Raw genomic sequence first — 12,149 nt, 5'->3', positions numbered from 1 at the left:
CGTTCTCCCTCAATCCGTTCATTGGTTTAATCGTTTAAACTGAATTATAACCGTCCGGCAAATAAAATCAAGACCGGGCTCGAAGCTTCACTCTATGCTTGCGGTTCCATTCACGGCGACCGCCGGTCCGCCCGTTCAAATCATGTGATTATTTGCCTATACCTATCCTATCCCTCGAACGCGCAGATCGAACCGTCTATAGTAAAGCTGAAAGGCGGATCTGTCTTGAGCCAAAACGAGGGGAGAGTGCGAACCATGACGGCTTATAACAAGCCAAGCGTGGCTGAAAGCGAAGTCGAGGACGTGGTTAAGGCCCACCTGGCTCCATCGCCACGGAGATTATGCCCATGGATGGCGGCAACTTGAGCAGCGTCTTCTCCTTCAACCACGAAGGAAAAGGGCATGTCATCAAGTTCAGCGACCTGGAGGGAGCCTACGCGACCGAACGGTTCCTGTCGGAGCTGCTGTCCGGCCAGGGAATCCCCTATCCCCGATGTTTGGGGCAAGGGAAGCATGGAAACTTGGCCTACGTCATCATGGAACGGATCGATGGCTACAGCCTCGCGGCCTGCACCCCCGAGCAGCAAGCCGGGCAGCTTCCGGAGCTTATCGATCTTTTGAATCGGCTTAATCAAGTGGACATAGGGTTTACGAGCGGCTACGGGTGGATCGGGCCGGACGGCAATGGAAAGCACCGGACCTGGAAGGACTACTTGACTGCTTCGTTCGCGGAGGATCAGACGGGCACCTTCTGGGAGAACTGGCACGGCTTGTTCCGCAGCACCTGCTTGGAAAAGGACGTTTTCGACGAGTGCTACAGCCGGCTGATGGCCTACGCGCCTTACAATGAGCCCCACCGCCATTTCATTCATGGCGATTTTCACCAATGGAATATTCTGTCGAGCGGCACCCGCATTACCGGCATCATTGACGGCAACTGCGCCTATGGCGATGATCTGGTCGATCTCGCGATTCTCGACCGGCATATGGCAGCGCTTGGGGTCGTACGGGCTTATCAGGACTACCAGGAGCAAGCAGGAATGACGATCCCCGATTTCAAGGAGAGACTGCTGGGCGCCTACTATATGAAAGGACTGGACGGCCTCCGCTTTTATGCGAAAATGGGCTGGACCGATGCGTACAACGGCACACGCGACTTCCTTCTGCGTTTGGACTCCTAGCCGCCGGCCGGCTTGGCACGGGCCTGGCGCAGCCGCTTAAGGCTGCCGGAAGAAGAAAGCGAAACAGCCGCCCGGTTTCAATGACGAAATCCGGACGGCTATGCAGGCTGCAGCAGGCGGCGGAATCCTGCGCTATTCCGACCGGACGTCGGGAGCGCCTTGAGCCGCTTCCTTGACATCGGTCTTTTCTTTGTTTTCCTCCAGGTAATAATGACGGACCGGCTTCAGGTCATCCCCGAGCTCGTAGACGAGCGGCGTTCCGGTCGGAATATTCAGAGTGGCGATGCCGTCCCCCGGAATGTCGTCCAGATAGCGGACCAGCGCCCGAATCGTGTTGCCATGAGCGACGATCAGCACCCGCCGGTTCTCATGGAGCGAAGGCTCGACCTTCTCTCTCCAGTAATCCAGCACCCTCTGCTCCGTATCGTCCAGATTTTCCGTCACCGGCACCCGGTCCTTGATATCCTTGTAGCGGGGATCCCTTCCCTCATAACGCTCGTCGTCCTTATCCAGCGCCGGCGGCCGGACGGTGACGGATCTGCGCCACAGATGGACCTGCTCTTCCCCGTACTTTTGCGCCGTCTCCTCCTTGTTGAGCCCCTGCAGGGCGCCGTAATGCCGTTCATTGAGCATCCACGTCTTGTCCGTCGGAATCCAGAGCAGGCTCATTTCATCCTGGATGATCCAGAGCGTCCGGATGGCGCGCTTGAGCACCGACGTATAAGCGACATCGAACACATAGTCGTTCTGGCGAAGAATTTCCCCGGCGCGGCGGGCCTCCTCCTTGCCGCTGTCGGTCAGATCGACGTCCGTCCACCCCGTAAAGCGGTTTTGTGCGTTATACTCGCTCTGTCCATGGCGGACTAGCACGATTTTGATCATGGCTGAGTCAACTCCTCGTTTCGGTTGTGGAACTCCTGCGTTCTTCTCTAGTCTATTTTTACCCACCTGGCCCGCATGCAAGCCCTCCTGCCATTTATCCCGATCCGGCCACAACTTTGCGCCCGCCTATTCGTCTTCTATAGAGATACCACTACTCCCTGCTACGGAGAGGAGCCGACTCGGCGTGACGGATCGAATTCTTATCGTGGACGACGATGCTTCCATCGTCCGCATTACCGCTCTCTACATGAGGAAAAGCGGGTATGAACCGGAGGCGGCGGCAGATGGGATGGCAGCTCTGGACATGCTGGAGAACGGAGAATATGCCCTGATCCTGCTCGATCTCATGCTTCCGAAGCTGAACGGCTGGGAGGTATGCCGGAAGCTTCGGGCGGAAGGCAGCCGGATTCCGGTCATCATGATGACCGCCCGCGGCCAGCTGGAGGAGAGGATCGAGGGCCTGCAGCTCGGAGCGGACGATTACATCGTCAAGCCGTTCGACCCCCGCGAGCTGATGGCCCGGGTAGACGCCGTGCTCAGGCGCTCCCGCGGCGGACAGCCGCCGGCATCCGGAGCCGCATGCCGCGCCGGCAATCTGCGCCTGGATGCGGAACGCCGGTCGGTGACGCTCGGGGGCCGCATGATCGACCTTCCCCGGCGGGAATTCGACCTGCTGCAGGAGCTGATCCGCCATCCCGGGCTCGTGTGCAGCCGCAGCGAGCTGATCGAGCGGATATGGGGCTGGGATTTCGAAGGCGACGACCGGGTCGTGGACTTGTATGTGCAGAGGCTTAGGCGGAGGCTGCAGCCGGCCCAAGGCTGGTCGATCTCGACCGTCTGGGGCGTCGGCTACAAGCTCGACCGGACGGACGAAACATGAGATCGCTGGTATGGAAATGGATGCTGTCCTATCTGCTCATCGGAATCCTCATCATCGCGAGCCTGACGGCGGCGACCAGCTGGCTCATCCAGCAGAAAGCCTATGAGCGGAGCTGGAAGCAGCTCGCCGACGCCGGCCAGGACATTCAGCTTCTGTTCGACCAGGTGCAGGAAGGCCGCCTGAAGCCTGCCGCCTTCCGCGAGAGGCTGCAGCAGCTCGAGAAGCATGGCTCGCTTCAGATCAGCATCCAAGGCAAGCGGTACAACTTCTCGAAGGCAGGCATCCAGGAGGTCGGCACCCGGCCCGATGTCCGCGAGTGGGTCCGGACGGTCATGGAGGGCGGCACGATCCAGGAGAAGAAGGTCTACGCCCGCCAGCAAGGGACGACGATGCTGATTCGCGGCTTCCCGCTGCAGAGCGGAGGCGAAGTCGCCGCCTCCTGCTTCGTTTACCGCCCGGTCAAGGAAGCCGTCCGTTATGTCGGTCCGCTGCAGAGGGCTCTCTGGCTTGTATCCCTCGTTTTCGCAATTCCCGTATCCCTCGTGCTCTGGCTCGTCTCCCGCGCCTTCACCCGCCCGGTGCTGGAGCTGAGCCGGGTCGCCCGGAGCTACGCGGAAGGCCGGTTCGAGACGAGAGCCCAGTATCGGGGCCGCGACGAGCTCGCCGATCTGGCCGGCGCGATCCATGGCATGGCGGACAAGCTCGGGCGGGTGGAGGCCGGCAGGCGGCGCTTCATCGGAGATCTCGCCCACGAGCTGCGGACGCCGCTGACGACCGTACGGGCCGCTCTGCAAGGCATGGACGACGGCATCATGAGCGAGGAGGAGAAGTCGGAGTTCACGCGGCTTGCCCTCTCGGAAACCCGGCGGCTGCAGCAGCTGATCGACGACCTGACCGAGCTGACGGAGTTCGAGGAGCATGTCGTCCGCTACCGGATGACCGCCTTCGATCTCGGGGAGCTGCTTCAGCAATGCTTGCTCCAGCTGACCCCGGCCGCTGAGGAAGCGGGAATGACGCTATCCTGGCAAGGCTGGACGGTCCGAGAGAACTCGCCGCCGGTTCGATTCCGAGGGGATCAGCAGCGGATTCGCCAGGTCGTCCTGAACCTGATCGGCAACGCGATCCGCCATAACGATGCGGGGACCGCCATCTCCGTGTCGGGCTTCCAGGACGGCAGCCAGATCGGATTCGACGTCCGGGATGACGGTCGAGGGATTCCGGAGGAGATGCTTCCCCGCATCTGGGACCGGTTCATGAAAGCCGACGGCAGCAGAAGCGGCAGCTCCGGCTCCGGTCTTGGACTTACGATCAGCCGGTATATCACGGAAGCGCATGGCGGCACGATTCAGGCGGCATCCTCGGAGGGCAACGGTACCCGCTTCGAGGTTGTTTTCCCCTCGGCGGCCGATGACACATCCATGACATAACTGGCCGTTATTCTGGGTTCAAGGCGGCTCGGGCATCCTCCCGAGCCCCATACTCAGAAGCAGAGGAGATGGATGGGAATGAACAAGAAATGGTCGGGCGCCATGGCCGCCCTCGTCATCGGATCGGTACTGGCAAGCGGCGGAGCGGTTCATGCCGCTGCGGCAACGGCGAACGCAGCGACTACGGCGAAGGCTACAGCGAAGGCAGCGACTACGGCGATCACTGTCAAGACAACGGCACCGGCAACCGGGCCGGCGAAAAAGCTCTCCGCGACGGCAGCGGAATGGAAAGCGGAGATCAAGCCGCTCAAAGCCGAGCTGACCGCTCTCGCCAAGCAGAACGCCGCGCTGGGCAGCCAGCTCAAAGAGGTCCGCAAGCAAATCCATGCCGATCTCAACAAGCGGACTGCCGCCGAGAAAAAACACTTCAAGGAACAGCTCGCCGCCGTCCGCTCCGATATTCGCGGCGAACGCGCCTCTCTCAGCGGCACCCGCGGGCTGATCAAGGCTGAGCAGGCCAAGCTGAAGGCGGCCAAGGCCGGCAAGGACCAAGCTGCTGTCGCGCAAGCGATCCGGTCCATCATTACGCTGCGGCAGCAGGTCGTCGTCCAAAAAACGAAGCTGCTGGATCTGCATCAGCAGATCGAAAAGGCGCTTGCGCCTGCAGCCTGACTTCATCTTCCTTTACTGCGATCCCGTCCGGGCATCTGCCTATGGCGGGATTTTTCACTTGCAGGCAGCGTCCCGCCAGCTCGGGAAGAACGGCATCGCTCGGGTATATCCGATTTTCCCCTGGCTATCGCCCTTTCTTTTGGCCTATGCTGTTTAGCAGAGACCAACCAGGGAGGCGTTGCCCGCATGAAGCAGAATAAATACGACGACAAGGAATTCTTCTCCAGCTACAGCCGGATGCCCCGCTCCTTGGGCGGCCTGGATGCCGCTGGGGAATGGAGTACGCTCCGCGGCATGCTGCCCGATCTGGAAGGCAAGCGGGTGCTCGATCTCGGCTGCGGCTTCGGCTGACATTGCCGTTATGCAAGGCAGCATGGCGCCCTGTCGGTGTTAGGCTTGGATTTATCGGAAAATATGCTGCAGCGGGCGAGAGAGATGACCGACGACCCCGCCATCGAATACCGCCGGTCAGCGATCGAGGACATTGATTTTTCCGAAGGGGAATTCGATGTCGTCATCAGCTCGCTCGCTCTTCATTACGTGGAGGACTTTGCCGGCGCCGTGCGCAAAATCAGCCGCTCCCTCGCGGCAGGCGGGGATTTCATCCTGTCGGTCGAGCATCCGGTATTTACGGCGCTGGCGGCGCAGGACTGGCATTACGGCCCGGACGGCGAGAAGCTCCATTGGCCGCTGGACCGCTATCACGAGCTAGGGCTGCGGAATTCCCGCTTCCTCGGCAGCGACGTCATCAAGTACCATCGGACCGTCTCCGCTTACCTGAATGCCTTGATTGGCGGGGGCTTCGACATCAAGGAGCTGTCGGAGCTGACACCGACCGAGGCGATGCTGGAGTCGAATCCGGCTTGGGCGGAAGAAGTCCGGCGCCCGATGTTCTTCCTCATCTCGGCGAAGAAACGGCAATGGAGTTCTCGATAAGCACGGCCGTCGCTCCGGCGGCGGCTTTTTGCTTTCTTCCGTTGGCGACCTGAACAGCGGCGCGACTTCTGAAATCCCCTCCAGGAACATAAGCTTCCCATAGTGCTTGTCATCGCGCTTGAAGGAGGCTGTCCCTTGAACCTCGATTGGATCTGCCACGACCCGGTCTTCGAGACCGACGCCCTGTCGCCCCTGTTCCGGTCCGAATCCGCATGGAGAGGCCATCTCCGCTTCGGCTACGATTTCATCCGCAACGCACGGCCCGCCACCGTCGTGGAGCTCGGAACCCATTACGGAGCTTCCTTTTTCAGCTTCTGCCAGGGAGCCAAAGACGGATCTCCCGATACAAGGCTTCATGCGGTCGACAGCTGGGAGGGGGATTTCCATTCCGGAGCCTACGGCAGCGAGGTTTTCCAGCTCGTCTCGAGGGCTGCGGCGCTGTACCCGCAAGCGGCCTTGCACCGGGCAGCGTTCGACGAAGCTCTGGATGCCTTTGCAGACGGTTCCATCGATCTGCTCCACATCGACGGCCTCCATACGTACGAAGCGGTTCGCCGCGACTACGAAAGCTGGCTGCCGAAGCTGGCCGGGGACGGCATCGTGCTGCTGCATGACACGGAGGTCAGGATTGCGGACTTCGGCGTCTGGAAGCTGTGGAGGGAGCTGTCCGGGCAGCATCCGGCGAAAGCCTTCCAGCATTCCGCGGGTCTCGGCATTCTCGCTCCCAAAGGGCTTTCCGCTGCGGCCAATTCCCTGTTTGCCGAATGGCAATCGTTGAACCGTTACTATGCGGACACGGAATAAGCTTGCTCCGCACGTCTAAAAGGCTGCCGCGAGGCAGCCTGTTTCCCTCCTTAGCCTATATCCGCCCCGTTGACGGCAGCATCGCGAAAACCCGGCTGCCCTTCGCCCCCCTGTTTCTCCTCGCAGCTCTGCTTGCCCGCGTATGCGCTCCTCGCCATTCGGCCGGCGTACCGGCCCCGCCCTCGCAGCCCTATTTGCCGCCATACCAGCTCCGCGGCTTCGCGACCCAATCGTAATGATAGAGGACTTCATCGATTCTGGCTTGATGGACGATGTCCAAGGAAGCTCTTGCCGCCCATTCGTCATCCTCGCCGTAGCCGATGTCCCGGAACGGATGCCGCAAGGCAAGCTCGCGCTTGTAGCACATCAGATGGTTGGGCTTGCGGTAGTAGCGGCTTTCGTCCACCCCATGCTCGTATTCCACGCCGTAGAGGCAGGAGCGCAGCGGCTTGCCGCCCTCATAGACCATCACGTCGAAAACGATGCAGTCCGCTTCGGGCCGGCCCGCAATGGCGCCCAGCAGCGCAGCGGCATAATGCTCCGACACGCGGTCGTCGTCGTCGATAAAAGCGACATAGCGCCCCTGAGCCTGCTGCAGCAGGGCATTGCGCTTGGCCCCCGTGCTCCGCCGCCGGTTGTCCGTCATGACGATCAGTTCGACCGGCTTGCCCGCAATCTGGAGCTCCAGCGCCTCCAGCAGCGAATCCAGCCGCTCTCGCCTCTCCGGCAGCGAAGGAATCAGCAGGGAAAGCAGCGTCTCATCAGCCGCATCCCCCTCTTCTGCCGGCGGCGGATGCGCAGCCATGGCGGAATCCGCCGCCAGAGAGCGGAAATAAGCCCGGTTATGCTCGATGCTGGAATGGCCGGAAGGGGCATATACCGCAGCGGCTTCGTTGCTGGCATACGCCTCCTCTCTCCGGCCGAGCCGGTCGTAGCAGACAGACAGCTGCAAATGCGGAAGCCATCTCAGCTCCGGCGCCGTCTCTCTCCCTTGCTGCCACAGGCGTGCCGCCGCCGTCAAGGACAGACGGAACCAGACGATGGCCGACTCGTAATCCAGCCCTTCCATCGCCGCTAGGCCCGATCGGTAGCAGGCCAGCACAGGCTCCGCCGCCCTCTCCGCCTCTGAAGTCCGATCCCGCCTCATATTCCGGTGGGTATAGCTGCCATGGCGGTACACGAGACGCATATATCCGTTGCTCCGCATCCAGGAGTCCACGCGCTTCTCGAACAGCTCTCCTCCATAAGCGGGATAACGCGCGGATGCCGGATGGCTCTCCTCGTAGATTTGCGCCCGGAAATCCTCCGTCCGGATCAAGTAGCATTGATCGGAGAAGCCGTACCCGACGTAGAAATCCTTCTCGGCCGTCAATGCCTCCTGCCGCGCCTCCTCCTCGTTGCCGTTCGGAACCGGACACGCGCATACAAGGGAGGGCTGGGCGCGCATCCGCTCCAGGGAAGGAGGGATCCAGGGCAGCGCACCGTCCAGCATCGAGTCTCCCGAATAGTGGAGCAGATATTCCGTCCGGCACCGGTAGATGGCGACGAGCTCCGCGATGGAATAATAGTAGCCTCCCTCGAAGCTCTCCCGGCTCAGCCCGAAGAAATCAAGCGCTTCGCCGCTGAATGTCTCCACGACCGCGTAGGAGGTCAGGACGCCTTCCTCCACCAGGCGCTGCGCATGCCGCTCGACGAGCTCCGGACGGCTGACGTTGTTGATGTACAGAATCTTCTCGGCAAAAGGGAACTCATGGCGCTCGATCGCCTGCCTCAGACGGTCCGTCTGCAGCAGCTCCCGCCAATCCTCCTCATAACATTTGGTCTCGAAGGTAACGCCGGGCTTCAGCAGCCGAATCCCGGCTCCGTTACGGACGGGAGCGCTTTGGCGCTGCTCCTTCATGGACTCGCCCAGGCGCTGCCGCCCACCCGGATGTCCAGCTCATGCGGCCATTCGCCGCTGGGCAGCGAGAATCCGGCCGCAGAGTCCCAGTGCAAGCCGTCCGTGCATAGAGCCATTCGTACGGGCTGGGAAGAGCCCAGCGAGGAGAAGGAAATAAGCGGAACGTCCGCGCTCAGGCCGCGCCGGAAGCTGCGGAACGCAAGCGCATCATCCCGTTGCAGCTCCTCGCCCGCCCGCAGCCACAGAATGAAGTCGCGCCCGGCTTCGCGCAGTCCGGCCGCCACTCCATTCGCCTCCGCTCCCTGCTCCCCTTCCGCTTCGGCATAGACCGTCTTGAGATTGCGGATCAAGCCGGTCCGATGCACAGACTCGCGGCTATCCCGGCCTCCGTAGTGGACGAGCATGATCTCGTCGGCCAGCCCGGCCATGCTGTCCAGCGTCCGCTCCATCTGCTCCTGCCCGGCATCCGGATCGGCGCCGACGCATAAGGTCAGCGTAGGCTGGACCTTGTAGATCAGGTCGATCAGATCTTCGCCCCATTTGCGCCGGGCGATTTCCCGGTTCACGCTGAGCAATGCCGTCAGGTCGAAATCCTCGAGCGCATTGATCGTCACATGGCCGTAGTGGTGGATGAACGAATCGCAGGCGACGACCAGCCGGTAGCCGCGGCTGCGGATTCTCATGCACAGGTCGTCGTCCTCATAATTGCCCAGACCGAAGCGCTCATCGAAGCCGCCCATTTCCAGCGCCAGATCGCGAGGCAGCAGCAGGCAGAAGCCTACCAGCCGGGGCACCTCGATGATCTTGCCCTGCCAGGCGGCCGAGCGCGCGGCGGCGTAGGCGCCGAGTCCTTCCAGGCCGGGACCGTAATCCGCTTCCACCTGCTGCTGCCCGCTCACATAGTTGGACACCGGGCCCGTCATCCCGGCCGTACGGTCGGACTCCAGCGCCCTCAGCATCGCTTCCAGCCAGCCCTCCGTCACGACCGTGTCGTTGTTGAGAAACAGCACGAATTCGCCGTCAGCCAGCTCCAAGCCTTGGTTGCAGCCTTTGGCGAAACCGGCGTTGACGGCATTGAAGACGGCCTTGCAGCCCAATCGCCGAATCATCTCGGGCGTGCCGTCGGTGGAGCCGTTGTCGACGAGGACAAGCTCGTAATCTTTCGTGTGCGAGATGATGCTCGCCAGGCATCTCACCGTGTACTCCAGCTGATTATGCGTCAGGATGATAATGCTCGTTTTCATCTTCCGCCCCCTTTCGCGCACGTCCCGTCCGGTTCGTCCGCTTGTCCGGCCTGCTCCTTCCTCATAGGTATTCGGCTCAAGCCTTTGTTATGCCAGCCTCCCTCTCCATCCGCGATGGTGGAAGAGATCCGGCAGAGGGGCATTTCGGGTATAGAGAAGGTTTACCTGGCCAACCGTCGGGACGGTTGGTAGATTAAAGGCATGAAGGGTTCAAGGAAGGGGCGGATCTTATGAAAGAGACCGGAAGCATCGCGCTCGTCACGGGCGTCAGCAGGCCGGAGGGAATCGGGACGGCGGTTTGCCGGGCTTTGGCCGGAGCAGGCATGGATGTGTTTTTCACGCATTGGGGCGCCTTTGACGAAAAGGAAGGCAACGGAGCCGCTCCGGGATGGCCGGACCGGCTCGCCCGCGAGCTGGCGGCGAGCGGGGGCGAGGGCTGCGCACATGGAAGCCGATCTGGCGGATCCGGCTTCGCCGGCAGCCATTCTGGACGCCGCGGCAGAAGCCTTCGGACAGTCTCCGTCGGTGCTCGTCAACAATGCGGCCTACGAGCGGCACGCGGACTTCCGCGAGCTGAACGCCGACATTCTCGACCGGCATCATGCCGTGAACGTTCGCGGCACCGTCCTGCTCAGCACGGAATTCGCCAAGCGGCTCGAAAGCGGCCATCCTCCGCAGACGCAGGGGAGAATCGTCTTTCTCGTGTCCAAAGGGCCTGATCCCGCCAATCTCGCCTATATCGCCGCCAAAGGAGCTGTAATCGGCATCATCGAGCCGCTCTCGGTCGCGCTTGCTCCGCTCGGCATCACCGTCAACGGCTTCGATCCCGGGCCGACCGACACCGGCTGGATCGGCGAGGAGCTGCGCGAACGGCTTCTCCCCCTGTTCCCTATGGGCCGCATCGGCACTCCCGAGGACGCCGCTCGCGGCATCGCCTTCCTCGCCGGCGAGGCTTCAGGCTGGATTACCGGCCAGGTCATCCGGTCCGAGGGCGGGTTTCTGGGGAAATAAAATGCAAAGAGCGGCAGCCGATAATAACGGCTGCCGCTCTTCAACTTCGCGGCCGTTCGCCCTCGCTGCATGGCATCAGGCTCTCTAGGCCGGAATTTCCCGGCGCAAAGGCTCATCTGGAGGGCAAGGCCGAATCTAGGCTGCTTAGGACGATCAAAGCCGTCGCTTCGCCTAATCCGATGAGATTCCTCCCGACCTGACGGCGTCCATCCAATCCGCCGCGAAAGCCAGCACCTTCCGGCGTTCTCTCTCGGCATGCAGCTCATGCCGAAAGCCCGGCCATTCACGATACGTGCAGCTGCTCCCCGCACGGCTTGCAAATATGCGGCTTGCCCGGCAGGAGGTGACCCGATCCGCGCTGCCATGCATGAGCAGCAGCGGAATCTCCAGCTCGTGGGCATGCTTCAGCGCCCAGCGCCCGGCGCTCCTGACCCCGCTCAGCGTGCGCAGCGTAATCCGTCCATGCCGGAGCGGGTCCGCCGCGTACAGGAGCTGCATCTCCGGATCGGATGTCCCGCGGGCATTCGCTTGAAGGGAAAGGTATCCGGGCTGCAGCCGCTTGCGCAGGCGGCCCAGCAGCTGCCGCACGGGCGGAGGGGCTGCAGCCAGCCTGAGCCAAGGCCCCGACGCGATGACGCCCGCGACATCCGGCTTGAAGCGCAAAGCGTAATTCAAGGCGACGTTGCCGCCCATGCTGTGTCCGAACAGGAACACAGGCAAGCCCCGATGCTGCGAGCCGATATCGCCGAGCATCAGTCTGACCGGCTCCAGCAGCGCCTCGTAGTCCGGACAGTCCCCTCTCCTGCCGGCAGTCAGCCCGTGTCCGCGCTGATCGAAGGCATAAACGGCAAATCCTTTGTCCGTGAACCAATCCGCCACATGAGCATATGCGCCTGCGTGCTCTCCCAATCCGTGCACGATCCCGATCGCCGCCTCCGGGTCCTTCCCCTCGGGAATCCACCTTAAGCCATGGATCGGCGTTCCGTCCGCGCTGCTCCATGCCCACTCCTGCTTGCAGGCCATGGGAAACCTCCTTCCTAAGCCTTTGAATTAAATCCTTTATCTATTATTACCCCGAATGAGTAAACAAGAAAAAAACATGCAGCGTCAAAAGTCTGCTGATGCGGCATGGCTGCTGGGACAAGGCAAACGAGCTGAGCGCGAAAACCAGACCGCGCTTGTCCCCGAAGCCTGCATGATGTTTCCGCTTCC

10 protein-coding genes and 1 pseudogene are annotated in these 12,149 nt (G+C 61.8%); 7 read left to right on the top strand and 4 right to left on the bottom strand.

Features of this window, described 5'->3' with window-relative positions:
- Positions 1-341 precede the first annotated feature (341 nt).
- Positions 342-1,181 (top strand): phosphotransferase family protein, encoded by an 840-nt coding sequence (locus BN871_RS06225; RefSeq protein ID WP_083436280.1) that lies wholly within the window; start codon positions 342-344, stop codon positions 1,179-1,181.
- A 132-nt stretch (positions 1,182-1,313) separates the two neighbouring features.
- On the opposite strand, the gene gpmA is transcribed toward BN871_RS06225, so the two are convergent.
- Complete coding sequence (gene gpmA / locus BN871_RS06220) at positions 1,314-2,063, bottom strand: 2,3-diphosphoglycerate-dependent phosphoglycerate mutase (RefSeq protein WP_048745032.1); 750 nt, start codon at positions 2,061-2,063, stop codon at positions 1,314-1,316.
- Positions 2,064-2,247: 184 nt separating this feature from the next.
- Here gpmA and BN871_RS06215 point away from each other — a divergent pair, with 184 nt between their 5' ends.
- From BN871_RS06215 to BN871_RS06195, 5 genes and pseudogenes are all read left to right on the top strand, one after another.
- Complete coding sequence (locus BN871_RS06215; RefSeq protein WP_198156197.1) at positions 2,248-2,943, top strand: response regulator transcription factor; 696 nt, start codon at positions 2,248-2,250, stop codon at positions 2,941-2,943.
- Positions 2,940-4,370: a sensor histidine kinase gene (locus tag BN871_RS06210; RefSeq protein ID WP_048745031.1), complete on the top strand. Its 1,431-nt coding sequence runs from the start codon at positions 2,940-2,942 to the stop codon at positions 4,368-4,370. The genes BN871_RS06215 and BN871_RS06210 overlap by 4 nt, the downstream gene beginning before the upstream one ends.
- 78 nt (positions 4,371-4,448) lie before the next feature.
- The gene (locus BN871_RS06205; protein WP_048745030.1) at positions 4,449-5,042 is read left to right on the top strand and encodes a hypothetical protein; all 594 of its coding nucleotides are present in this window, start codon (positions 4,449-4,451) and stop codon (positions 5,040-5,042) included.
- Positions 5,043-5,228: 186 nt separating this feature from the next.
- Positions 5,229-5,978: pseudogene (locus BN871_RS06200) on the top strand (class I SAM-dependent methyltransferase).
- Between the two features lie 135 nt (positions 5,979-6,113).
- Entirely contained in the window at positions 6,114-6,782 is a 669-nt protein-coding gene (locus tag BN871_RS06195) for a class I SAM-dependent methyltransferase (RefSeq protein ID WP_083436279.1), read from the top strand.
- A 190-nt stretch (positions 6,783-6,972) separates the two neighbouring features.
- Here the strand turns inward: BN871_RS06195 and BN871_RS28885 are convergent, their stop codons facing one another.
- Together BN871_RS28885 and BN871_RS26120 are read right to left on the bottom strand one after the other, a co-directional pair.
- Positions 6,973-8,682, bottom strand: coding sequence for a glycosyltransferase family A protein (locus BN871_RS28885; RefSeq protein WP_232312851.1), 1,710 nt, complete (start codon positions 8,680-8,682; stop codon positions 6,973-6,975).
- Complete coding sequence (locus BN871_RS26120) at positions 8,679-9,926, bottom strand: glycosyltransferase family 2 protein (protein WP_053086944.1); 1,248 nt, start codon at positions 9,924-9,926, stop codon at positions 8,679-8,681. Before BN871_RS26120 ends, BN871_RS28885 begins: the two co-directional genes overlap by 4 nt.
- Positions 9,927-10,370: 444 nt before the next feature.
- Between BN871_RS26120 and BN871_RS06175 the strand changes: the two genes are divergently transcribed.
- Positions 10,371-10,937: an SDR family oxidoreductase gene (locus tag BN871_RS06175; RefSeq protein WP_332310201.1), complete on the top strand. Its 567-nt coding sequence runs from the start codon at positions 10,371-10,373 to the stop codon at positions 10,935-10,937.
- 171 nt (positions 10,938-11,108) lie between these two features.
- On the opposite strand, the gene BN871_RS06170 is transcribed toward BN871_RS06175, so the two are convergent.
- Positions 11,109-11,960, bottom strand: coding sequence for an alpha/beta hydrolase (locus BN871_RS06170; RefSeq protein ID WP_021879937.1), 852 nt, complete (start codon positions 11,958-11,960; stop codon positions 11,109-11,111).
- Between the last annotated feature and the right edge of the window lie 189 nt (positions 11,961-12,149).

The sequence above is a fragment of the Paenibacillus sp. P22 genome (assembly GCF_000469945.2).
Taxonomy (GTDB): domain Bacteria; phylum Bacillota; class Bacilli; order Paenibacillales; family Paenibacillaceae; genus Paenibacillus_O; species Paenibacillus_O humicus.
The sequence above is the reverse complement of the archived record's forward strand: the minus strand, read 5'-3'. Positions and strand labels throughout refer to the sequence as shown.

Bases quoted from the DNA above. Each gene is read 5' to 3' on its own strand.
- BN871_RS06225 (WP_083436280.1), top strand. From the start codon at position 342: ATGCCCATGGATGGCGGCAACTTGAGCAGCGTCTTCTCCTTCAACCAC.
- gpmA (WP_048745032.1), bottom strand. From the start codon at position 2,063: ATGATCAAAATCGTGCTAGTCCGCCATGGACAGAGCGAGTATAACGCA.
- BN871_RS06210 (WP_048745031.1), top strand. From the start codon at position 2,940: ATGAGATCGCTGGTATGGAAATGGATGCTGTCCTATCTGCTCATCGGA.
- BN871_RS06205 (WP_048745030.1), top strand. From the start codon at position 4,449: ATGAACAAGAAATGGTCGGGCGCCATGGCCGCCCTCGTCATCGGATCG.
- BN871_RS28885 (WP_232312851.1), bottom strand. From the start codon at position 8,682: ATGAAGGAGCAGCGCCAAAGCGCTCCCGTCCGTAACGGAGCCGGGATT.
- BN871_RS26120 (WP_053086944.1), bottom strand. From the start codon at position 9,926: ATGAAAACGAGCATTATCATCCTGACGCATAATCAGCTGGAGTACACG.
- BN871_RS06175 (WP_332310201.1), top strand. From the start codon at position 10,371: ATGGAAGCCGATCTGGCGGATCCGGCTTCGCCGGCAGCCATTCTGGAC.
- BN871_RS06170 (WP_021879937.1), bottom strand. From the start codon at position 11,960: ATGGCCTGCAAGCAGGAGTGGGCATGGAGCAGCGCGGACGGAACGCCG.